Origin of the sequence: Luteibacter sp. ME-Dv--P-043b, assembly GCF_030209605.1 — a bacterium.
Taxonomy (GTDB): domain Bacteria; phylum Pseudomonadota; class Gammaproteobacteria; order Xanthomonadales; family Rhodanobacteraceae; genus Luteibacter.
The window spans coordinates 274,976-296,358 of the sequence record NZ_JARVRT010000008.1 but is presented as its reverse complement, the minus strand read 5'-3'; the positions used below and the strand labels follow the sequence as shown (position 1 = coordinate 296,358).

The 21,383-nt window shown below is 68.2% G+C and carries 21 protein-coding genes; 4 read left to right on the top strand and 17 right to left on the bottom strand.

All coding sequences use genetic code 11. The features are described 5' to 3' along the window. Positions 1–18: 18 nt before the first annotated feature. Positions 19–936: an LpxL/LpxP family Kdo(2)-lipid IV(A) lauroyl/palmitoleoyl acyltransferase gene (lpxL, locus tag QRN34_RS06320; protein ID WP_081916379.1), complete on the top strand. Its 918-nt coding sequence runs from the start codon at positions 19–21 to the stop codon at positions 934–936. A gap of 132 nt (positions 937–1,068) precedes the next feature. After that, entirely contained in the window at positions 1,069–1,986 is a 918-nt protein-coding gene (locus tag QRN34_RS06315; RefSeq protein WP_285403012.1) for a DUF535 family protein, read from the top strand. Here the strand turns inward: QRN34_RS06315 and QRN34_RS06310 are convergent. The 6 genes from QRN34_RS06310 to QRN34_RS06285 form a co-directional block, all read right to left on the bottom strand. Then, entirely contained in the window at positions 1,930–2,727 is a 798-nt protein-coding gene (locus QRN34_RS06310; RefSeq protein WP_285403010.1) for a glycosyltransferase family 2 protein, read from the bottom strand. The two genes, QRN34_RS06315 and QRN34_RS06310, sit on opposite strands and share 57 nt — an antisense overlap. Continuing rightward, positions 2,717–4,006: an O-antigen ligase family protein gene (locus QRN34_RS06305; protein ID WP_285403008.1), complete on the bottom strand. Its 1,290-nt coding sequence runs from the start codon at positions 4,004–4,006 to the stop codon at positions 2,717–2,719. The genes QRN34_RS06310 and QRN34_RS06305 overlap by 11 nt, the downstream gene beginning before the upstream one ends. Continuing rightward, positions 4,003–5,142 (bottom strand): glycosyltransferase, encoded by a 1,140-nt coding sequence (locus QRN34_RS06300; protein ID WP_036139518.1) that lies wholly within the window; start codon positions 5,140–5,142, stop codon positions 4,003–4,005. Before QRN34_RS06300 ends, QRN34_RS06305 begins: the two co-directional genes overlap by 4 nt. Positions 5,143–5,203: 61 nt before the next feature. Further along, entirely contained in the window at positions 5,204–5,410 is a 207-nt protein-coding gene (locus tag QRN34_RS06295; RefSeq protein WP_036139517.1) for a zinc-finger domain-containing protein, read from the bottom strand. Between the two features lie 109 nt (positions 5,411–5,519). Beyond that, the gene (locus tag QRN34_RS06290; RefSeq protein ID WP_036139514.1) at positions 5,520–6,110 is read right to left on the bottom strand and encodes a YceI family protein; all 591 of its coding nucleotides are present in this window, start codon (positions 6,108–6,110) and stop codon (positions 5,520–5,522) included. Between the two features lie 69 nt (positions 6,111–6,179). Further along, on the bottom strand, positions 6,180–6,773 hold the full coding sequence (locus QRN34_RS06285) for a malonic semialdehyde reductase (RefSeq protein WP_285403003.1): 594 nt from the start codon (positions 6,771–6,773) through the stop codon (positions 6,180–6,182). A 97-nt stretch (positions 6,774–6,870) separates the two neighbouring features. On the opposite strand from QRN34_RS06285, the gene QRN34_RS06280 reads away from it, so the two are divergent. Next, on the top strand, positions 6,871–7,860 hold the full coding sequence (locus QRN34_RS06280; protein WP_285403001.1) for a mitochondrial fission ELM1 family protein: 990 nt from the start codon (positions 6,871–6,873) through the stop codon (positions 7,858–7,860). On the opposite strand, the gene QRN34_RS06275 is transcribed toward QRN34_RS06280, so the two are convergent. The 5 genes from QRN34_RS06275 to rpoZ all read right to left on the bottom strand — a co-directional run bounded on the left by QRN34_RS06275 (position 7,857) and on the right by rpoZ (position 15,855). After that, the gene (locus QRN34_RS06275) at positions 7,857–10,451 is read right to left on the bottom strand and encodes a glycoside hydrolase family 31 protein (protein ID WP_285402999.1); all 2,595 of its coding nucleotides are present in this window, start codon (positions 10,449–10,451) and stop codon (positions 7,857–7,859) included. The two genes, QRN34_RS06280 and QRN34_RS06275, sit on opposite strands and share 4 nt — an antisense overlap. A 44-nt stretch (positions 10,452–10,495) precedes the next feature. Next, positions 10,496–12,616, bottom strand: a complete 2,121-nt coding sequence (gene recG / locus QRN34_RS06270) for an ATP-dependent DNA helicase RecG (protein ID WP_285402996.1) — start codon at positions 12,614–12,616, stop codon at positions 10,496–10,498. Between the two features lie 16 nt (positions 12,617–12,632). After that, a complete protein-coding gene (locus QRN34_RS06265; RefSeq protein ID WP_285402994.1) occupies positions 12,633–13,016 on the bottom strand; it encodes a RidA family protein in 384 nt (127 codons plus the stop codon). A 250-nt stretch (positions 13,017–13,266) separates the two neighbouring features. Continuing rightward, complete coding sequence (locus QRN34_RS06260) at positions 13,267–15,453, bottom strand: bifunctional (p)ppGpp synthetase/guanosine-3',5'-bis(diphosphate) 3'-pyrophosphohydrolase (RefSeq protein WP_285402992.1); 2,187 nt, start codon at positions 15,451–15,453, stop codon at positions 13,267–13,269. 111 nt (positions 15,454–15,564) lie between these two features. Further along, on the bottom strand, positions 15,565–15,855 hold the full coding sequence (rpoZ, locus tag QRN34_RS06255) for a DNA-directed RNA polymerase subunit omega (protein ID WP_036139505.1): 291 nt from the start codon (positions 15,853–15,855) through the stop codon (positions 15,565–15,567). Between the two features lie 185 nt (positions 15,856–16,040). Here rpoZ and QRN34_RS06250 point away from each other — a divergent pair, with 185 nt between their 5' ends. Further along, positions 16,041–16,862, top strand: coding sequence for a VacJ family lipoprotein (locus QRN34_RS06250; RefSeq protein WP_285402990.1), 822 nt, complete (start codon positions 16,041–16,043; stop codon positions 16,860–16,862). A 387-nt stretch (positions 16,863–17,249) separates the two neighbouring features. On the opposite strand, the gene QRN34_RS06245 is transcribed toward QRN34_RS06250, so the two are convergent. From QRN34_RS06245 to gmk, 6 genes are read right to left on the bottom strand one after another with little or no spacing between them, the layout of a single operon-like run. Then, a complete protein-coding gene (locus tag QRN34_RS06245) occupies positions 17,250–17,546 on the bottom strand; it encodes an STAS domain-containing protein (RefSeq protein ID WP_285402988.1) in 297 nt (98 codons plus the stop codon). Next, positions 17,543–18,220: an ABC transporter substrate-binding protein gene (locus QRN34_RS06240; RefSeq protein WP_285402986.1), complete on the bottom strand. Its 678-nt coding sequence runs from the start codon at positions 18,218–18,220 to the stop codon at positions 17,543–17,545. The genes QRN34_RS06245 and QRN34_RS06240 overlap by 4 nt, the downstream gene beginning before the upstream one ends. Positions 18,221–18,240: 20 nt before the next feature. Then, positions 18,241–19,116: an outer membrane lipid asymmetry maintenance protein MlaD gene (gene mlaD / locus QRN34_RS06235; protein WP_036139498.1), complete on the bottom strand. Its 876-nt coding sequence runs from the start codon at positions 19,114–19,116 to the stop codon at positions 18,241–18,243. 58 nt (positions 19,117–19,174) lie between these two features. Beyond that, positions 19,175–19,942, bottom strand: a complete 768-nt coding sequence (gene mlaE / locus QRN34_RS06230) for a lipid asymmetry maintenance ABC transporter permease subunit MlaE (protein WP_036139495.1) — start codon at positions 19,940–19,942, stop codon at positions 19,175–19,177. Further along, complete coding sequence (locus tag QRN34_RS06225) at positions 19,939–20,751, bottom strand: ATP-binding cassette domain-containing protein (RefSeq protein WP_285402983.1); 813 nt, start codon at positions 20,749–20,751, stop codon at positions 19,939–19,941. Before QRN34_RS06225 ends, mlaE begins: the two co-directional genes overlap by 4 nt. Then, a complete protein-coding gene (gene gmk, locus QRN34_RS06220; RefSeq protein ID WP_285402982.1) occupies positions 20,748–21,365 on the bottom strand; it encodes a guanylate kinase in 618 nt (205 codons plus the stop codon). Before gmk ends, QRN34_RS06225 begins: the two co-directional genes overlap by 4 nt. Positions 21,366–21,383 lie beyond the last annotated feature (18 nt).

Below are 21,383 nucleotides of genomic sequence, written 5' to 3'. Positions count from 1 at the left end.
TGGGCGGACATGCCTGGTATGCCCCGCCCCACCCTCACGCGTCACCTGCTCTCGCCCCGTCAATGGCCGGCGTGGGCCGGGGTGGGCTTCATCTGGCTGATCGCCCACCTGCCCTTCCGCTGGCTGATGCGTCTGGGGCGCCTGGCCGGCCGGCTCGCGCTGCACCTGAATCCGGAGCGCCGGCGCATCGCCGCGACCAACATCGCGCTGTGCTTCCCCGAGCTGGACGCCGACGCGCAAAAGGCCCTGGTCCGCGCCAACCTGTGCGACGTGGGCATGATGCTGGCCGAATTCGCCCTGGGCTGGATGGGCTCGGACCGGGCCATCGCGCGCGTACCGGTGACCGTCGAGGGCCTGGAGCACCTCGAGGCCGCCCGCGCCGCCGGCCGAGGGGTCCTGCTGGTGGGGGGGCACTTCTCGCACCTGGAGCTGAGCGCCCGCCTGGTTTCCTCGCGTATCCGCATCGCCGGCATGTACCGGCGCATGGACTCCGAGGTGTTCGAGTTCGCGGTGCTGCGCGCGCGCCTGCATTACGCGGAAGCCATGTTCGACAAGGACGATATCCGCGGCAGCGTGCGCTACCTCAAGGCGGGCGGCACGCTGTGGTACGCGCCCGACCAGGACATGCGCAGCAAGGACAACGTGTTCGTGCCGTTCTTCGGCGTCCCCGCCGCCACGATCACCGCGACGCATCACCTGGCCCGGCTATCCAACGCGCTGGTCATTCCGTTCTATCACCGCCGCCTGCCGGACGATGCCGGTTACGTCATGCGCCTGGGCGCGCCGCTGGACGACTTCCCCAGCCAGGACGCAGCAAGCGACACGGCGCGCGTCAACGCGCAGATCGAACAGATGGCGCGCGAAGCGCCCGAGCAGTATCTCTGGGTGCACAAGCGCTTCAAGACGCGACCGCCGGGCGCCGCAAAAATCTACTGAGACTTTCGCCGGGCTTTCGTAAGGGATAACGCCTACACACGCATCGGCTTTCTTCGCAAGGAACGAAAGCTTCGCGAAAAAACACGCGCGTAGAACGTCCGTCGTACCCTTCGGAGACGGACCTTTTTTCCCATGCAGTCGATCTTTCGCTTCGCGCGTTCCTTACGCGGCCGTGGTGCCTGGCACCGCAAGCGCTCGCACGTCGTGAATGCCGTGATCAACTACCTGGGACGCAGCCTCACGCGCTGGCGCCGTCACGACGCGTGGCTGGCCTTCCTGGAGACGCCGCCCATGGCAGGCGTCTCGTCGATCGACACCATCCTCACCGAGCGCTACCAGCACCGCTACATCCACAAGGCATGGCCGTGGCAGAAACGCATGGACGTGCTGCGCGGGCACTACGAGTTCGCGCTGACGCATTTCCCGCGCCCGCTCTTCCACATGCTCTACCGCGAACGGACGGTGCTGCTGGGCAAGGTGACGCTGCGCAACGGCGAACCGCTGTCGCTGGTGCTGAAGGCACCCTACCGCCGCGCGCGGGAAGGCGAGATGACCCTGTCGCTGGTGGACCACCAGGGCATGCAGCTGTCCTATGCCGCCTTCTCGTTCATGGACGACGGCAAGGCCATCGCGATCGGCTGCCTGCAGGGCGCGCCCAACCACGCCGGGCTGGAAGCCGTGCGCGAGCTGACCCGTCAATGCCACGGCCTGCGTCCGAAGAACCTGCTGCTCTCGCTGATCCGCGCGCTGGCCGAGGCATTCGAGGTGGAGCGCGTGCTCGGCATCTCCAACGAGTCGCATGTGTTCGCCGGCATCGCGGACAAGGTCAAGGCCGACTACAACGGCTTCTGGCGTGAGTCCGGCGGTACCGAAACCGCCGACGGCTTCTACGCCATGGCGCCGCACGAGCCGGTGCGTTGCGAGACCGAAGTGGAAAGCAAGCGGCGCAGCGAGTTCCGCCGTCGCGAGGCCCTGCGGCGCGAGGCCTGCGAACTAGTCGTCGCGGCGTTCGGTTTCGAACGCGCCGTGGCCATGCCGCTGGCCGCCTGACATGCGTCGTTCGTACAGCTTGGCGTATTTCAGGAACGCGTAGAACGCGTGCACGCGGGCCGCGACGAAGCCGGCCCAGCCGCCCCGCCAGTGCCCCCGCCAGAGATAGTACCGCGCGAACGCGATGCTCGGGTACACCACCATGCGCAGGCGCAGGAGCCGTGGCTGGCGCGTCAGCCGGTCGCGTACCTGCAACGACGAATACCGGTTGGCCTTGTCCACGCGGCCGCCGATGTCGCGCTCGCCGTAGTGATCGATGATGGCGTCCAGGCGCCGCACCGGCCCGTCGACACGCACGCTCTCGTGTACTTCGTGGCCGCTCATCGCCGCGCGCGTGCGATCGAACAGGCGCACGTAGTGGTTCAGGCGCGCGCGGTCGGGCTGCCAGCGCCAGAACACCCATTCGCGGCGAAGCAACTCGAAGCCAGCCACGTCCGGCGCGACCAGCGCGGCCTGGATACGCTCCACGGCCAGCGCCGGCAGGGCTTCGTCGGAGTCGAGCAGCAGCACCCAGCGATGCGCGGCCAGGTCGATGGCCGCCTGCTTCTGCGCGCTGTAACCCGCGAACGGCTGCACGTGCACGCGCGCGCCATGCGACAGGGCGATGGCGACCGTGGCGTCGGTGGAGCCGGAATCCAGCAGCAGGATGTCGTCGGCGAAACGCACGGACGCCAGGCAGGCGCCGATCGTCTCCGCGTTGTCGAACGCGGTGACCACCACGGACAGCGGCTCACGCGCCACGGCGAGGCACCTCGTCGGTCACGTCGGGCAGGTCGGCGAACAGCGCCGCACACCACACCGCGAACAGCCAGGCGGCAAGCAGCCCCCACCATGCCGAATAGAAGGCCATGTGCGTGTTGAGCGGAAAGAAGATCGCGAACAGCGCGACGGTAGCGGGGAAGGCTCGTGCACGCGCCACCGGGCCCGCGCGCCACCAGGTGCGTACCGCCAGCACGGTGGCGGCCAGCCAGGCCAGCAGGCCGAGGGTGCCGGTTTCCGTCGCGGCTTCCAGCAGCACCTGGTGCGGATGGCAGGCGCCCTCGCCTTCCCCGCATTTCTCGGTGGTCAGGAAATGGTCGCCGGGCGTGGCGACGGACGGATAGGCCACGCGGAAGCCGCGCACGCCGACGCCGTTGATCGGGTGCGCCACATAGAGGCGCAACGAGGTGGTCCAGATATCCAGGCGACCGGTCAGCGCGGTGTCCACCCCCGCCTCCGTACCGGTCAGGGCCGGCAACGTGTGCGCCATGCGGTCACGGAACCGCGGCGACACCTGCCAGGCCAGCATGCCCACCAGGGCCACGACCACGCCCATGCCGAGGCAGGCCACGGCAAACCGGCGGAAGCTGCCTGCCTCGCGCCAGAGGAAGGCCAGCGCGACCAGCGCGTAACAGACCCAGGAGGCCCGCGATCCGGACAGGAGCACCGGCCCCATCGCCAGCAGGAAGGCCGCCAGCAGGCCACGTCGGCCCCAGCGCTCACGCGCGGCCCACAACAGGAAGGGCACCAGGGCGGACACGGCGGGGCCGAGTTTCAGGTTGTAGGCGCCGAAGATGCCGGACAGCCGTTCCGGATGCGACGCCCCGGCCAGGCCGTAGCCAGTGATCGCCTGCACCCAGGCATCGACGACCCAAACCGCCACGACGACCGCCGTAGCGAACCACAGGGCCCGCACCTTGCCCGGCCGGCGCATGGCGAAACAGGTATAGATGCCCAGCGGCACGAAGCGCAGGATGCCGGCCACGGTGCCCCAGGTCTTGCCGGGCGCGACGGCGTCGATCGCTGAGACCAGCGCCGCGCCCGCGTAGGCGGCGAACAGCCAGAGGAAAAGCCGTGCGCCGGGATGGTGCCGCAGGGCCTGCGGGTCGCGCACCAGCAGCAGGATCGTGCCGACCAGGGCGAGGAACACACCCAGCTCCGCGCTGCGGCCGAAGGGCAGCAGCGCGGGAATCAGCCACACGGGCAACAGCGGCGACGCCAGTCCCGCTTTCAGCAGGGCGCCGGGCCGTGACGCGCTCACGCGACCGGCGCGCCTTCGACCACTTCCGCGTACAGCGCCAGCGTGGCCGACTGCATGTCGACCAGGCGATAGCTTCGCGGCGGCGGGATGGGCGGGGCGAAGCGCAGGAGTTCCGCGGCGCGCTCGACCAGGCGCTCGCGGTCGCCGGGCGGCACGCGACCGGCCGGATAGAGCTCGGCCAGCAACTCGCCCACGCCACCGTGGGCATAGCCCAGGACCGGGCGGCACAGGGCCAGTGCCTCGACAACGGTGCGGCCGAACGACTCGGGGCGCACCGACAGTTGCAGCACCAGATCGGACAGCGCGTAGACGTCGCGCACGTCGGCACGCGCGGGCGAGATGACCACGCGGTCGTCGAGCCCACGCGCATGGATCAGCTGGCGCAGTTCGGCCACGTAGGCTTCGCGCCCCGGTTCGTCGGCGCCCAGCAGAAGCAGGCGCACGTCGATGGCGCGCTGCTGGAGGTCGGCCACCAGCTCGATCGCATCCGCATGGCCTTTCAGGCGCGTGCCGCGACCCGGCAGGGTCAGCAGCGGCGCACCGGCCAGTTGGGGGTATTGCTCGTGGAACGCGCGCTGCCAGCTGTCGTCGGGGCGGTAGCCGTAAGGGAACGCCTCGGTGTCGATGCCGCGAGGGATGACCGAGATGCGGGCGGTGTCGATATCGTTCGGGTAATGGCGCAGCACGTAGTCGCGCAGGGTCTGCGAGACCACGATGACGCGCTCGCCGCGCAGCAGCACGGCGCTGTAACGGCTGGGGCTGTTGAGTCCGTGCACCGTGGTGACGAAGTGCGGGCGGGGTTTCACGCCGCGCATCGCCCACCAGCCGATCCAGGCCGGCAGTCGCGACCGTGCATGGACGATGTCGGGCTGGACCCGGCGCAGCACGCGGCGCAGGGCGCCGACGGTGAGCAGGGTGGCCAGTGACTTGCGGCCGATCGGGAGCGTGACGTGCTCGCTACCCTCGGCCTCCAGCTGGGCGACCAGGCGACCGCCGGCCGACACCACCACCGAGCGATGTCCCGCCGCCACCAGGGCCCGGGCGATTTCGAGCGTCGAGCGCTCCGCCCCGCCCGAATGGAGCGAGGGGATCAGCTGCACGACGGTCATCGTCCGGAGCGGGGCGACGGTGGCCATGGGTGGGTCCGTTGAGGGTGGTGACGCAGGCGAAGCACGAAACGTGCCCGCAAGGGCGCGTTCAATCCTTCAGGACGTAGTTGGCACCGCAATACATGCACTTGGAGGTGCCGCCCTCGTCCTCGATCGCCAGGTAGACGCGCGGATGCGAGTTCCACAGGTACATGCCGGGCATGGGACAGGACAGCGGCAGGTCGGCGCGCGTCACTTCATAGCGGTTTTCGGCATTCGCCGGGATCAGCGGCGCGGCCGCAGGATTGGGTCGCATGGGGAAACTCCGGGCGAAACGGTGGAACCGGGATCTGCGATGGTAACAAAAAAGAAAACCCGCGCCGTCGCCGGCGCGGGTCTTTCACGGACCGCGAGGCCCGCGGGGCTTACTTCTTCTCAGCGGACGCGTCGTGGCCTTCGGTCGTGATGCGGATCTTGATCTCGTCCGACACGTTGGGCACATACGCGCCGACGCCGAAGTCGGAGCGCTTGATGGTGGCGGTGGCGTCGAAGCCGACCGACTGCACCTTCATCATCGGATGCGGGCCGACCTTGTTCAGCGTGACGTCGAGCGTGACCGGCTTGGTTACGCCGTGCGCGGTGAGGTCGCCGGTGACCTTCAGCTTGTCCTTGCCGGCCGACACGACCTTCGTGCTCTTGAAGGTGATGTTCGGGTACTTGGCGGCGTCGAGGAAGTCGGCCGACTTCAGGTGCTCGTCGAGCTTGGGCACGAAGGTATCCAGGCCGGAGAGCGGCAGGGTCACTTCCACGGTGGACTTGGTGGGAGCGGCCTCGTCGTACACCAGCGTGCCGTCGACCTGGCCAAGGTTGGCGGTCGGGTTGGAGAAGCCGAAGTGGTTCCAGCTGAACAGGACCATGGTGTGGGTCGGGTCGAGCTTGTAGGTGACCGGGGCGGCGACGGCGGTGCCGGCGGTGGCGAGCAGGCCGGCGAGGGCGACGTAACGGAGCATGCGCATGGGTGGTTCTCCAGCAGTGTGGGTACGACTAGGACGGCGGGAACGAAAGGTCACCGCGGGAAAGGGGTGTCACGCGATCTGCGCGGCTTCCTCGAAGCTGAGCCGCGGCAGGCGGTCATACAGATGCTGGCTGGCATCGCCATAGCCGATGTTCACCAGGAAATTGGACTTGACGGTGGTGCCGGCGAAGAACTCGGCATCCACGCCGGCCTGGTCGAACCCGGACATCGGGCCGCAGTCCAGGCCCAGGGCACGGGCGGCCATGATGAGGTACGCACCCTGCAGCGACCCGTTGCGCATGCCCGAGGACTGGATCATGTCTTCCTTGCCGACAAACCAGCTGCGCGCATCCGCATGTGGGAACAGCTTGGGCAGCTGGTCGTAGAACGCAAAATCGGTGGCCACGATGGCGGTGACCGGGGCCTGCATCGATTTCTCGGCGTTCGACTCGGCGAGGTAGGGCTTGAGACGCGCCTTGGCGTCGGCGGACTTGATGAACATGATGCGCATGGGCGACGAGTTGGCCGCGGTGGGACCGAACTTCGCCAGCTCGTACAACCGGTGGAGCTGGTCGTCGGTCACTTCCCTGGGCAGCCACGCGTTATAGGTGCGGGCGGTGAGGAACAACTGGTCCAGCGATGCATCGGACAGCGGAGCGCTCATGGATATCCTTGTACAGTGACGAGACGCCAAACTCTGGCATTCCGACAGTGTAAGCGCCCCGGCGCCCCGTGTGGACCGGTCGGACAAGGAACGAAGTGTGCAAAAAACGATACCAATCGCCGAGCGCGGCCCCTGCTGGGTGATCACCGACGGGGCGGCGGGCAACCGGCGACAGGCGCTGGCGCTGGCCGAAGCACTCACTCCCTCCATCCGCGAGATCGTGGTCGAACTGCGCGCGCCCTGGTCGTGGGCCGCGCCACGCCTGCTGCCACTCGGCCGGCTGGCGCTCGGTCGCCACGAGCACCACCTGCGGCCGCCGTGGCCCCCGCTCGTCATCGGCTGCGGCCGCGCCGCCGCCTGGGCGACACGGCAGGTCCGCCAGTGGTCGCAGGGGGCCACGCTGGCCGTGCAGGTGCTCGACCCGCGGCTGGACCCGCACCACTGGGACCTGGTGATCGCCCCGGCACACGATGGCCTGGCGGGCGACAACGTGCTCACGCCGCTGGGGTCGCTGCATCCGATCGACGATGCCTGGCTGGCCGATGGCCGTGACGCCTTTCCCTGGCTGGCCGACCTGCCCGGCCCGCGCCTGGGCGTGCTGCTCGGCGGACACCGGCGTGGCGCACCTTTCGAACGTACCGCCGTGGATGCGTTCCTGGCCGCCGTGCGCGCACGCCATGCGAAGGATGGCGGCAGCGTGCTGGTGGCGGCGTCGCGGCGCACGCCCGCCGCGCTGCTGCCGACCCTCCGCGAGGCCTTCGCCGGGCTGCCTGGGCTGGTCTGGACCGGCGACCACGACGGCGCCAACCCCTACCCCGGCATCCTGGCGTGGGCAGACCGCCTGGTGGTCACGCCGGATTCGGTGAACATGCTCTCGGAAGCCTGCGCCACGGGCGCCCCCGTGCACACGTTCACCTCGGCGCCACTGGACGCGAAGCTGGCCCGGTTCCATGCGGGGTTGCGGCAGGCCGGCCTGTTGCACGACCTGGACGCCGACACACCTGCCCGGCAGGCACCGCTGCGGGAAACCGTCCGGATCGCGGCGGACGTGCGCCGGCACCTGGGCCTGGCCGCGTCGGCCGCCTAGCGACCGAGACGGCTACGGAAGCCGGCGCGCAGGTCGGCCGCTACATGGGCGGCCTCCAGGGTGGCGTCCAGCGTCGCCAGCCGTCCGCGGAAGGCCGCCACTTCCGCCGCGAACCGGTCGGGGTGGTAGTCGATGAGCAGGTCGGCCTGCGCCGCGGCCGAGAGTTCGTCGGGAAGGCCGCCGAAGTCGACCCAGTGGCCTTTCAGCCAGGCGACGGCCTCGCGCACGTCGCGCATCTGGCCGACCAGCCCATCCACATCCGGCGCGTCCGCGGGCCAGGTCACCTCGACCACCTGCGGCTGTGCCGCCGCATGCTCGGGCAGCACCACGTGCAACGTGAGGTCGCGACCACGAAGCCGCCACGTGCCCGGCGCGCCATCGTCGGCGCGGGTGAGCGTCACGCCGTCGACGGTAACGCGCGAGGGCATGGCCACCGCGACGAAATCGACCGACCAGCGACGCGACGCGGGCATGCCCGGATAACTGCCGTCGCGTGCGGCGATGCGCAGGCGCATGCCGTGGGGCAGCGTCTGCGTCGCCAGCGCCGTGCGCGCGAAGGCGCTGCCACGATAGGCCTCGTCGTCGCCGGCATCTTCATACAGCTCGGCCGTGGCCTGACCACCGGGGTACACGCGCAACGTGCGTGCGCCGGTGTCGTGGGACACGCTCACCGTGGGATCGGCGCTGGTGGGAACGATGGCGCCGGCGCGCGCGAACACCGGTGTTTCGTCCAGGCGATAGCGTCCCTGCACGGTGCGCTCGCCCTGCAACGAACGGCCCCGCACGGTATCGAACCAGGCACCCCGCGGCAGCCAGGTCTCGCGAACGGCGAAGCCGTCCGCACCCGCCGCCGCCGTGACCGGATCGACCAGCAGGTCGTCGCCGAACAGGTACTCGCCGTCGCTGCGATAGGAGCGATCGTCGTCGGGCCACGCGTAGTACAGCGGCCGGACCACCGAGACACCGGTGTCGTACGCCTTGCGGGCCATGGTGTAGGTGTAGGGCAACAAGCGGTAGCGCGTCAGCACCGACTCGCGCAGGGCGTCGAACTCGGCCGGCGCGAACCGCCAGGGCTCCTTGCGCAGGTTCGGGTTCTTGGTGGTGTGCGTGCGCATGATCGGGCTGTAGGCACCGAACTGCATCCAGCGCAAATAAAGCTCCGGGTCGATCCGACGCGTCGCCGGATCGCTTTCGTCGCGGAAGGTGTGGCCGCCGAGGTCGTGGCTCCAGTAGCCGTAAAGCACGTTCGATGCCGTCGCGGTGAACCGGGGCTGGAACGCGAGCGAGGCCCACGAGATGATCGAATCGCCCGAGAAACCCACCTGGTAACGATGATTACCGAGGCCGCCCCAGCGGTGGTAGATCAAGGCGCGCTTGCTGTCGGTCTGCTGCATGCGGGTGAAGAACACATGGTTGAGCCACCACGTGTTGCTCAGGCCCGGCATGGCCTTGGATTCACGCCATTGCTGCCAGTCCAGCCACCAGAAGCTCACGCCCATGCGGTGCAGCGGATCGAGCACGGTGTCGAACAGGGCCGACATATAAGCGGCATCGGCCGCCTCGAACGGCAGCGGATGGGCGGGGTCGGCCTTCATCCGGGCCATGAACGCGGCGTAGGCGTCCTCGTGCGGCAATACACCGGACGCGGGATGCAGGTTCAGGGTGACCTTCAGGCCCTGCTCGCCCAGCCAGTGCAGCAGCCGCTGCGGGTCGGGGAACAGGCTGCGGTTCCACGAGAATCCCGTCCAGCCTGGGGTCTGCCCGGCGACGTCGCGCTCGTTGCCGCCGGACGACAGGCCGGGCGTGGTATGCCAGTCCATATCGATGACCAGCACGTCCAGCGGGATGCCATAGCGCGCGAAGTCGGCGGCCACCTGGCGCACCTCGCTGTCGCTGTAGTTCCAGTAGCGCGACCACCAGTAACCGAACGCGTAGCGCGGCGGCAGCGGCTCACGCCCGGCAACCTGCGCGAAATCGCCCAGCGCCGCCACGTAGTCGTGGCCGTAGCCGAAGAAGGTCCAGTCGGTGCAGGTGGCGCACTCGCGACGATGCACCCAGGCCAACGCCTCGCTGCCGAAGACGAAGCTGCCGGTGTCGTCGACCAGGTGCCAGCCGTCGCGTGACAGCAGGCCGTCGCCCAGGTCGAGCGGCGTGTTGTCGGACGCATGACGGTCGCCATCCACCTGGTCCAGCGTGCGTGCCGTGCCGCCGAGGTTGTGCGCTTCCTTCAGCCCGGGATGCCACGCCAGTGCGGGCGTGAGTTGCTTCGACGCGATGCTGAGGTTGTCTGCGCTGAAGGGGCCCGAGCCTTCCTTGTAGCGCAGCGTGAGCAGGGCCGTGCGGATGACCAGCCAGCCGTTGTCGTGGGATACGCTGGCGGGCACGTCGGCACCGTTGCCGCGCGTGGCGAAGACCAGCGAAGGACGATCTTCGAACTGTGTCGACGGCGCGTATTCCATACGGATGACACGCGGGGTAAGGACCGTGAAGCGGGCCTCGCCACTGACGACCGGGGCAGCGTGCGCGGGGAGCGCCAGCATGGCGAGCAGGAGAAGGGCCGTGGACACCACGGCGGCCCGGATCACAGTCATTCGCATGCCCCCATCGAAGGAAGCTACGACTCTAGCACGCTGTTTCAGGCGTCCACATAGCGTGCCGCATCGCCCACCCAGCGCGCGATGAGACGCTCGCAGCGCGCGGGGTGCTCGGCCATCATCGCCTCGGCCACTCGCTGCACCTCGGGCATGAGGTGGCCGTCGCGCGTGAGGTCGGCGATGCGGAACTGCAGCTGCCCGGTCTGCCGCGTGCCCAGCACTTCGCCCGGGCCGCGCAGTTCCAGGTCCTTCTCGGCGATGCGGAAGCCGTCGTTGGTCTCGCGCATCACCTGCAGGCGCTCGCGCGCCAGCCGGGACAGCGGCGTTTGGTAGAGCAGCACGCAGTTCGAGGCGATCGCGCCGCGCCCGACGCGCCCGCGCAACTGGTGCAGCTGCGCCAGGCCCAGGCGCTCGCTGTTCTCGATCACCATGAGGCTGGCGTTGGGCACGTCCACACCGACTTCAATGACGGTGGTGGCGACCAGCACGGCAAGTTCGCCGGCCTTGAACGCATCCATCACCGCCTGTTTTTCCTTCGGCTTCATGCGCCCGTGGATCAGGCCCACGGCCAGGTCCGGCAGGCCCGTGGTCAGTTCGGCGTGCGCGACCTCGGCGGCCTGCGCGTTGAGCTGTTCGGATTCCTCGATCAGCGTGCACACCCAGTACACCTGCCGCCCCTGCATGCAGGCGGCGTGGATGCGCTCCATGACCTCGTAGCGACGTTCGTTGGAGATCGCCACGGTCTGCACCGGCGTACGGCCGGGGGGCAGTTCGTCGATCGAGGACACATCGAGATCGGCGTAGGCACTCATGGCCAGCGTGCGCGGGATGGGCGTGGCGGTGAGCACCAGCTGGTGCGGAATGAGGGCGCCGTCGGCGCCCTTGTCGCGCAGGGCGAGGCGCTGGTGCACACCGAAGCGGTGCTGCTCGTCGACGATGACCAGCCCCAGCTTGTGGAACGCCACGCCCTCCTGCATCAGCGCGTGCGTGCCGACGACGACGTGCGCCTGCCCGTCCGCCGCACGAGCCAGGGCGCTCTTGCGTGCCTTGCCTTGTACCTTGCCGGCCAGCCATTCCACTTCCAGGCCGAGCGGCTCCAGCCAGGCGCGGAAGTTGCGCAGGTGCTGCTCGGCCAGCAGTTCGGTCGGCGCCATCAGGGCCACCTGGTAACCGCTTTCCACCGCGGCGACGGCGGCCAGCGCAGCGACCACGGTCTTGCCGCTGCCTACGTCACCCTGCACCAGGCGCAGCATCGGATGCGCGCGCGACAGGTCGCGTGCCACTTCCTTCGACACGCGCGCCTGCGCACCGGTGAGCGCGAACGGCAGCGCGGCCAGCAGGCGATCCTTCAGCGTGCCGGCGCTTTTCAGTGCCGGTGCCTTGCGCTCCTTCACCGCCGCGCGCATACGACGCAGGGTGAGGTGCTGGGTCAGCAATTCCTCGAAGGCCAGGCGCTGCTGCGCGGGATGCCGGCCCGCCTCGAGCTGGCGCAGGTCGACATCCGTCGGTGGCCGGTGCACGTACGCCAGCGCGTCGCGCAACGAGGTGAGCCCCGCGGGGCGACCGATGTCCTCGGGGATGAGTTCGAGGCGATCGTCGGCAGGCAGGTGGGCCAGCGCGCGGCCGATGACACTGGCGAGGCGCCGCGGGCCCAGGCCCTCCGTGGTGGGATAGACCGGCGTGAGCCGCTCGTCCATCAGCACGGCCTCGTCGGCCTCGATGCGCTGGTATTGCGGGTGGACGATCTCCAGGCCTTGCGGGCCCTGGCGCACTTCGCCGAAGCAGAGCAACCGCGCGCCCTTGGGCAACTGGTCCACCTGCGACTTGCGGAAGTGGAAGAAGCGCAGCAGCAGCGGGCGTCCGGAATCGTCGCCGATGATCACCTTCAGCTGCGGCCGGAAGCGGAAGCCTCGCTCGACGTGCTCGACCACGCCCTCGACCTGCGCACGATCGCCCGGGCGAAGGTCGCCGATGGGCACGACGGTGGTGCGGTCTTCGTAGCGAAGCGGCAGGTGGAACCAGAGGTCCTGGACCTCGCGAAGGCCCAGCTTGCGCAAGGTCTCGGCCAGGGCCGGGCCCACGCCACCGAGCGAGGTCAGCGGCGCACGCCCGGGGTCCGCCGCCGGACTGGCGGCGGACGGGGGTGTCGCGCGTCGGGCCACGGGAACGGGGCGGGCCTTACGGCAGGACGAGGATCGCGTCGACCTCGACCTGGGCGGCCTTGGGCAGGCCCGAGACCTCGATGGTGGAACGCGCCGGGTACGGCTGCTGGAAGTATTCGGCCATCACCGCGTTCACGGCGGCGAAGTTGCCCAGGTCGGTCACGTAGATGCCCACGCGGACGATATCCGCCAGCGTGCCGCCCGCCGCCTCGGCGACCGCGACGAGGTTGTCGAACACGCGCCGCGTCTGCGCGGTGATGTCCCCGTCGACCAGGTTGCCCGTGGCGGGATCGAGCGGGATCTGGCCCGAGAAATACACGGTGTTGCCGGCACGAACGGCCTGCGAATACGGGCCAATGGCGGACGGCGCCTTGTCGGTAGCGATGGTGCTGCGGGTCATGGGGAGGGTCCTTGTGGGATCGACCGCCAGTCTATCCATGCCGTGGAATCGCCGCTAGCGAGGTGTGCCCGCACCTCGCGGTAGGAGCGCACGATGTGCGCGAAAAGCCAACAAAGCGGTGAAGAGGCAAGACCTCAAGGGCTACGCAAGCCCCATTCGCGCACATCGTGCGCTCCTACCCACGGCAATGGGGGACCGTGCGAGTGGTTGGGGACGGCGCGGGTGGTTGGGGGTGGCGCGGGTGGGGTCGTCAGAGCGGGTGGCGGTACACGCCGCTGACGACGCCGGTGCGGCGGACGCGGCGCATGACGTCGGCGAGGTGCTTGCGGCCCTTGACCTCGATGGCGAACAGCAGCGTGGCGGCGGTGCTGTCGCGCTCGATGTATTCGACGTTCTCGATGTTGGAACCGGCATCGGCGATGGCGGCGGCCACGGTGGCGAGCACGCCGGGGCGGTTGAGCACCTCGATGCGCAGTTCGGCGCGGTAGTCGCCGGCCACGTCGCGGTCCCACTCGATGGCCACGATGCGCTCGGGCGTCTTGCGGAACTCCGGTACGTTCGGGCATTCCACCCGGTGCACCACGATGCCCTTGCCCGAGGACAGGAAGCCGATGATCTCGTCGCCCGGCAACGGGTGACAACAGTTGCCGAAGCTGAGCACCCCGCGCTCGGCACCGCTGATGCGGATCTTTTCCGCGCTGTGCTGCTGCTCGGGCGACGCCTGCGGGCCACCGGCGCCCGGGCCCAGCAGGCCGAGCAGCTGCACGGCGACCTGGTCGGCGAAACGGTTGCCCAGCGCGATCTCGGAAAGCAGTTCTTCCAGACGCTTCAGCTTCGCGTCTTCGAGGAAGCGGTCCAGCGTGGCGGCCGGCACGGCGTCGAGGCTCATGCCACGCGCATCGAGCGCGCGGTCGAGCATGCGATGGCCGAAATCCACGGCGTCCTCGTGCTGCAGGTGCTTGAGGTACTGGCGAATGGCGGTACGCGCCTTGCCCGTCACCACCGCCTCGAGCCAGGCAGGGTTCGGCACGGCGGAGGGTGCGGTGATGATCTCCACCTGCTGGCCCGAGACCAGGCGCGTGCGCAGCGGCACCAGCTTCTTGTCCACGCGGGCCGCTACCGCGTGATCGCCCACGTCGGTGTGCACGGCGTAGGCGAAATCCAGCGCCGTAGCGTTGCGCGGCAGCGAGAAGATCTCGCCGCGCGGCGTGAACAGGTAGACCTCGTCCGGGAACAGGTCGATCTTGACGTTTTCGAGGAATTCCGAGGCCGACGGTGTATTGGCCTGGCTATCGGCCAACGCGGACAACCACTCCCGGGCGCGGGCCTGCGCGCTGTTGGACGGACCGGAGTCGGTCTTGTAGGCCCAGTGCGCGGCCACGCCGCGTTCGGCCACCGACTCCATCTCCGAGGTGCGGATCTGGATCTCGATGGGGGCGCCGAACGGACCCAGCAACACGGTGTGCAGCGACTGGTAGCCGTTACCCTTGGGTATGGCGATGAAATCCTTGAAGCGGCCGTCCACCGGCTTGTACAAGCCGTGCACGGCGCCGAGCGCCATGTAGCAGTGCATGGCGCTGTCGGTAATGACGCGGAAGCCGTAGACATCCATCAGCTGCGCGAACGATTTATGGTCGCCGCGCATCTTCGAATAGATACTCCACGCCGACTTGATCCGGCTGACGGCGCGGCCGGGGATCTTCTCGGCGGCCAGGCGCCCCTCGAGGGCCATCTCGATCTTCGCCATGGCCTCGCGGCGATTGCCGATGGCCGCCCGGATACGCTCGCCGATGATGCGGTGGCGATCCGGATACAACGCCTTGAAACCCAGGTCCTGCAGCTCGGCCTTGAACTTGTTCATGCCCAGGCGCTGCGCGATGGGCGCGTAGATCTCCAACGTTTCGCGGGCGATGCGGCGACGCGAGGGGGCGTCCTTCGCCCCCAGGGTGCGCATGTTGTGCAGGCGGTCGGAGAGCTTGATCAGGATGACGCGCAGGTCGCGCGCCATGGCCAGGAGCATCTTGCGGAAGCTTTCCGCATCGGCTTCCTGGCGGCTGGAAAACCGCATCTTGTCGAGCTTGGTGACGCCGTCGACCAGCTCGGCCACGGTCTCGCCGAACTCGCCGGCCAATTCGTCCCGCGCCAGCCGGGTGTCTTCCAGGGTGTCGTGCAGGATGGCCGCGATGATCGTCTCGGCATCCAGGCCCAGTTCGGCCAGCACATGGGCCACCGCCACCGGGTGCGTGATGTAAGGCTCGCCGGATTTACGCGTCTGCCCCTCGTGCGCGGCGGCACCGATGAGGAAGGCGCGCCGGATACGCAGCACCTGGTCGTGCGGCAGGTAGGTACCTACCCGTTCTTCGAGAGCCTGGACGTAAGGCGGCACCGGGCCGTCGTCCAGCACATCGGTCAGTTTCTTGACGGGAATGACTTCCATGGAAGGCCCTGTGCCGTCAGCCGGCACAGCCTCCCGCGCGCGGCGTCAGCGGCCGCGCGTCAGGGCGCGCAACGTTCGGATAAATGCAGGGCCGACAGCGACCCGGCATCATCAGTCATCCCCGCCCTTGGAGAGGTCGTCGTCCACTTCCGTGGCGGCCCACTCGAGGGCTTCGCGCTCGGCACGCTCGCGGGCGGCGCGGTCGATTTCGTCGATCATCTCGTCGTTGACGCGGCGGTCGGCGATTTCGCGCAGGGCGAGCACGGTCGGCTTGTCGTTGTCAGGATCGATGGTGGGCTCGGCACCCTTGGACAGCTGGCGCGCGCGCTTGGTCGCCATGAGCACCAGCTCAAAGCGGTTGTCGACTACCTCAAGGCAGTCTTCGACGGTAATTCGGGCCATTTCTAATCCTTGACAATAAAGATACTTCTGACCGGGCAGTTTAGCGGTCCGGCCCATTGGCTGGCAATGAGGGGACGGGTATCATGTGGGGTTCTGACCAGGAAGGGCGGGTAGTAGTGCAAATAATAAAACCAGGCAGTACACTAACCCATCGCCCCACCCCCGAAGCCACTCCGATGCGCCCCATGCCCCTTTTCCGGATCATCCGTCGTGCCGTCGGCCTCGCGTCGCTGGCGCTGCTTGCCGCGTGTCACATCGCGCCGCCCCGCACCGACGACCCGAACGAAAACTTCAACCGGAAGGTGTACGCCTTCAACGACAAGCTGGACAAGGCGATCATCCGCCCTGTCGCGGTAGGTTACCGGAAGATCACCAACCCGCCCGTCCGTACGGCGGTCAGTGACTTCTACACCAATATCCGCCTGCCGATCACCATCGGCAACCAGCTACTCCAGTTCCGTCCCGGCCAGGCGGCCGTGACCACGGGTCGCTTCGTGGTGAACCTGACCATCGGCGTCCTCGGCTTCAAGGACCCGGCCAGCATGCTCGGCATGCCGCTGTACGACAGCGACTTCGGCGTCACCCTGGCCCGCTGGGGCGTCCCCGAGGGCAACTACCTGGTCATGCCGCTGATCGGCCCGACCACGGTGCGCGACGTCTGGCGCCTGCCGGTAGACAGCTACTTCTTCGACCCGCTGAGCTACCTGAGCCGCAACCACGACTTCCACAGCGGCCAGTACTACGCCCCGTCGGTCCTGTACCTCATCACGGTCCGCGCCCGCGCGATCGATGCCGAGAGCTTCCTCGCTTCGGCCTACGATCCGTACGTGTTCCTGCGCGACGCCTATCGCCAGCAGCGTCTCTACCAGATCTACGACGGCAATCCGCCGGCCGAAGCGATCGAGCAGATGCAGGGGCTGAGCGACAGCAACAAGGATTTCGACCCGGAGCAGCTCCTGGACGAACAACACAAGTGGGAACGGTCGAACGGGCAGAAGCCCAACTGATCAAGAAAGGGCCCTTCAGGGCCCTTTTTTTGGTCCTGGCTTGGGCGGTTTTCGGACGTGGGTGCGTCGGCGGCTCGGGGGCTCGGGGGCTCGGGGACTCGGGGACTCGGCGGCTCGGCGGCTCGGGAACTCGGGAACTCGGGAACTCGGGAACTCGGGAACTCGGGGGTAGGAGCGCACGCACGTGCGCGATATGTGTTGAGGCCGTGCCTTGACCCTCGCGCGTTAGCCCATGCGTGGACGCGACGCCTTTCGCGCACGAGCGTGCGCTCCTACACACCTATCGGGGACCTCAGCGCTTGGAAGTGTGACCGGCCCGCCAAAAAATCGCACCCATGAAAAAGGCCCCGCAGGGCCTGGATCAAACGATCATCGACACAAACAAAGCTAGAGCAACGCGTCGACGCCCGACACCCGCGCCAGCGCATGCAGGCCCTGCGGCGCACGGGCGACCGAGATCGCCCTGCCCTTCGTCCTGCCATGGGCCAGCAAGGCCAGCACCGTAGCGAGACCGGCGCTATCGGCGTGCGACACGCCACCCAGGTCCAGCACGGTCTGGTTGCCGCGATCCAGCTCGGCGCGGGCGCCGTCAAGGGCCGCGGTCGCCGTGGCGAACGTGAGATCGCCGGACACCGCGAGGGTGTCCGGCGAGGGCGTCGCCAGCGAGAACGACGCCTGGCTCACTTGCCGGCGCCGCCCGTGTCTTTCTTCATGTCGTCGATGGCGCCCGCACCCTTGGTCTCGAGGTCGGTGGTCAGCTTGTCGAGGCCTTCCTTCTTGATCTCGGCATCCACCTGGTTGCGGTAGTTGGTGATGTACGAGATGCCTTCGATGATCACGTCGTAGGCCTTCCAGTCACCCGACTTCGACTTGCGGAACGCGTAGTCGACCGAGACCGACTTGCCGTCGTCGAGCATGACCTGGGTGCGGACCACGGTGCGCTTGTTGTTGAGGTCGCCGGAGGAAGGCAGCACCTTGACCTTGCCGCGCGTGTAGTTCAGCAGGCCTTCGGCGTAACGATGGGTGATCGAGTTGTAGAACGCCTTGGCGAAGCGTTCGCGCTGCTCGGGGGTGGCCTTCGAGGCGTTCTGGCCCAGCACCAGGATCGACGCGTAGTCGATATCGAAGTGCGGCAGGAACGTATCGTCGATGACCGCGATCAGTTTCTCGTGATCGTTCTTGAGCTCGGCCTGATGGCCTTCGATGGCCTTGCCCAGGTCGTCGGAGATGGTCTGGACGATCTGCTCCGGGCCCTGCTGCTGGCCGGCGGAGGCCGGCGCGGCATCCTGGGCGAGCACGGGTGCTGCCACGACGCTGCCGAGGGCAAGGGCGATGGCGAGGGAAATCTGACGCAGCATGCGATGTCTCCTGGACCGGCTTACTTCTTGCCGGCGTTATCGGGGTTGGCGCCACCCTGGGGGGCACCGTTCTTGTTGTCGCTCGGCGAGCCGTTCACGAGGAACTTGCCGATCAGGTCTTCCAGCTGCAGCGCGGATTGCGTGAGCACCAGCTCGTCACCATCCGCGAGGTATTCCGGCGAGCCGCCCGGCTGGATCGCAACATACTGGCTACCGATCAAACCGCTTGTGAACACCGCCGCGGCCGAGTCATCCGGTATCTGGGAGTAACGCTTGTCGATCGCAAGGGTCACGGTGGCTTCCGTGGCACCCGGCTTGACCAGCACCGACGACACGCTGCCGATCGGCACACCGGCCAGCTTGACCGCCGCGCCCGGCTGCAGGCCACCGATGTTGGTGAAGTTACCGGTGACGTGGAAGGTGCCGCCCAGGCGATCCGGGGCGCTGCCGCCACCGAAGAACTTGCCGAGCATTTCTTCCAGCTGCTGGGCCGGACGGGTGAAGGCGAGCTCGCCGCCAGCCTTCAGCGGGGTCTTCGACTGGCCGTACTGCAGGCCCACGTACTGGTCGCCCAGGAGGCCGCTGGTATAGATCGTCGCGACGGAATCGTCCGGGATGTCCTTCCGGTTGTCGTCGATGGCCAGGGTGACCTTGGCTTCTTCCTTACCCGGGACCAGGTCGATCGACTCGACCGAGCCGACCCGGACACCGGCGACCTTGACCGGCGCGCGCGCCTTCAGCTGGCCGATGTTGGAAAAGCGGGTGGAGACCTCGTAGCTGGAACCGCGGTGCGAATTGGCCACCGAGGTGGTCTGCGTGGCCAGGTAGGCCAGCGCGGCAAAACCGAGCACGATGAACAGGCCGGTGCCGACGGCATAGGAACGTCTCTGGGTCACGGCACGATCCTCGAAGGGGAAAGAAGGGAAGGGAAAGTCATGGCGGGTCTCCGGTGCCTCAGATCAGGAACGAGGTGAGGACGAAGTCCAGCGCCAGGATGGCGATGGACGAAGCGACCACCGTGCGGGTCGTCGCATAGGCGACGCCCTCGCTGGTGGGCGGCGTGGTGTAGCCCTGGAACACGGCGATCAGCGAGACCACGATGCCGAAGGCGAAGGACTTGAGCAGGACACCGTTGATGATGTCCTTGTGGACGTCGACGGAGGCGGTCATGTTCGACCAGAACGTGCCGTTGTCGATGCCCAGCCAGGTGACGCCGACCAGGTGGCCGCCGAACACGCCCATGGCGCAGAACACGACACCGAGCAGCGGCAGCGCGATCACGCCGGCGAGGAAGCGCGGCGCCACCACGTAGGCGATGGGATCGACCGCCATCATTTCCATGGCATCGAGCTGGTCGGTGGCGCGCATCAGGCCGATTTCCGCCGTCACCGAGGTGCCCGCGCGGCCGGCGAACAGCAGCGCGGTGACCACCGGGCCGAGCTCGCGGTAGATGGCGATGGCCACCACGGTACCGGTGGCCGAGGTGCCGCCGAAGATCGACAGCACGTCGTACAGCTGCAGGCCGAGCACCATGCCCACGAACAGGCCGCAGGTCATGACGATGGTGAGGCTCATGGCGCCGACGAACCAGATCTGCCGGAGCGTCTCGCGGAAGTAGCGGAAGCTGCGCGGGATGGCCGCCAGCACGGTGAGCAGGAACAGGCCACTCGCGCCGATCTGGGCGAGGCTGCGGATGACGACGTTGTCGTCCCGGGTGGTCATGCCTTGTCTCCGGGGAAACCGAGCGCGGTGGCGTAGTCGCCCGCGGGATACTGGAAGGGAACCGGGCCATCGATCTGCCCGCCGAAGAACTGCGCCGTCCACGGCGAGCCGTCGGTGGCCAGGGTGGCCGGGGCGCCCTGCGCCACGACCTTGCCGTTGGCGATGAGGTAGACGTGGTCGGCCACCTTCTGCACCGCGGCCAGTTCGTGCGCCACCAGCACGCTGGTGATGCCGAGGGTTTCGTTGAGCGTGCGGATCAGCAGCAGCACCTGGTTGAGCGCGATGGGATCCAGGCCGACGAAGGGTTCGTCGTACAGGATCAGGGCCGGGTCGAAGACGATGGCGCGGGCCAGCGCCACGCGCCGCGCCATGCCGCCGGAGAGCTCGGTCGGCTCCAGCTTCGCCGCGCCGCGCAGGCCGACCGCCTCGAGCTTGTTCAGCACGATGTTGCGGATCAGTTCCTCGGGCAGGTCGGTGTGCTGGCGCAGGGGAAAGGCGACGTTCTCGAACACGTCGTAGTCGGTCAGCAGGGCGGAATTCTGGAAGAGGTAGCCGATCCGCTCGCGCAGGCCGAACAACTTCTCGCGCGACAGCGCGGGGACGTTCTGGCCGTCGACCTCCACCGTGCCGGCGTCGCCGCGCATCTGCCCGGTGATGTGCTTGAGCAGGGTGGTCTTGCCGGTGCCGCTGGGACCCATGATCGCGGTGACCTTGCCGCGCGGGATGTCCAGGTCGAGCGCGTCGAAAATGGTCTTGCCGTTGAGCACGGTGGTCAGTCCGCGGATGCGGACGATGGCGTCGTCGGTCATGGGGCCAGCAACTCCTGGATCAGCGTTTCGTGGCGGCGCGCCGCCACGGGCGCGCGCTGGCGTACGGCGCGGACGATCGACTGGAGGTCCGCCAGGGCGTCCTCGAAACGGTCGTTGACGATGATGTAGTCGAACTCGTGCGCGTGGGCGATTTCCTCGCGCGAGTTGAACAGGCGGCGCTCGATCACTTCCGGCGCGTCCGAACCGCGGCCGCGCAGGCGGCGTTCCAGTTCCACCCGCGAGGGCGGCAGGATGAACACGCTGACGCAATCCGGCTTGCCCTGGCGAACCTGCCGCGCGCCCTGCCAGTCGATCTCGAGCAGGACATCGGCGCCGTCGGCGAGTTTTTCCTCTACGACGATGCGGGAGGTGCCGTACAGGTTGCCGTGGACTTCCGCGTGTTCGAGGAAGATGCCGTCGGCGATCTCGCGCTCGAAGTCCGCACGCTCGACGAAGAAGTAGTGACGGCCGTATTGCTCACCCACGCGCGGGGGGCGCGTGGTGTGCGAGATCGACAGGGAGATGTCCGGCTCGCGCTCCAGCAGGGCGTTGACCAGCGTCGACTTGCCTGCGCCCGAGGGAGCGGCCACCACGAACAGGGTGCCTTCGATCATCCGCGGGTGTCTCGTGGG

Bases quoted from the DNA above. Each gene is read 5' to 3' on its own strand.
- QRN34_RS06260 (WP_285402992.1), bottom strand. From the start codon at position 15,453: ATGGAAGTCATTCCCGTCAAGAAACTGACCGATGTGCTGGACGACGGC.
- QRN34_RS06315 (WP_285403012.1), top strand. From the start codon at position 1,069: ATGCAGTCGATCTTTCGCTTCGCGCGTTCCTTACGCGGCCGTGGTGCC.
- QRN34_RS06225 (WP_285402983.1), bottom strand. From the start codon at position 20,751: ATGACCGACGACGCCATCGTCCGCATCCGCGGACTGACCACCGTGCTC.
- gmk (WP_285402982.1), bottom strand. From the start codon at position 21,365: ATGATCGAAGGCACCCTGTTCGTGGTGGCCGCTCCCTCGGGCGCAGGC.
- QRN34_RS06295 (WP_036139517.1), bottom strand. From the start codon at position 5,410: ATGCGACCCAATCCTGCGGCCGCGCCGCTGATCCCGGCGAATGCCGAA.
- QRN34_RS06250 (WP_285402990.1), top strand. From the start codon at position 16,041: ATGCCCCTTTTCCGGATCATCCGTCGTGCCGTCGGCCTCGCGTCGCTG.
- QRN34_RS06240 (WP_285402986.1), bottom strand. From the start codon at position 18,220: ATGCTGCGTCAGATTTCCCTCGCCATCGCCCTTGCCCTCGGCAGCGTC.
- lpxL (WP_081916379.1), top strand. From the start codon at position 19: ATGCCCCGCCCCACCCTCACGCGTCACCTGCTCTCGCCCCGTCAATGG.
- QRN34_RS06290 (WP_036139514.1), bottom strand. From the start codon at position 6,110: ATGCGCATGCTCCGTTACGTCGCCCTCGCCGGCCTGCTCGCCACCGCC.
- mlaE (WP_036139495.1), bottom strand. From the start codon at position 19,942: ATGACCACCCGGGACGACAACGTCGTCATCCGCAGCCTCGCCCAGATC.
- QRN34_RS06300 (WP_036139518.1), bottom strand. From the start codon at position 5,142: ATGGCCACCGTCGCCCCGCTCCGGACGATGACCGTCGTGCAGCTGATC.
- QRN34_RS06265 (WP_285402994.1), bottom strand. From the start codon at position 13,016: ATGACCCGCAGCACCATCGCTACCGACAAGGCGCCGTCCGCCATTGGC.
- QRN34_RS06275 (WP_285402999.1), bottom strand. From the start codon at position 10,451: ATGACTGTGATCCGGGCCGCCGTGGTGTCCACGGCCCTTCTCCTGCTC.
- rpoZ (WP_036139505.1), bottom strand. From the start codon at position 15,855: ATGGCCCGAATTACCGTCGAAGACTGCCTTGAGGTAGTCGACAACCGC.
- QRN34_RS06285 (WP_285403003.1), bottom strand. From the start codon at position 6,773: ATGAGCGCTCCGCTGTCCGATGCATCGCTGGACCAGTTGTTCCTCACC.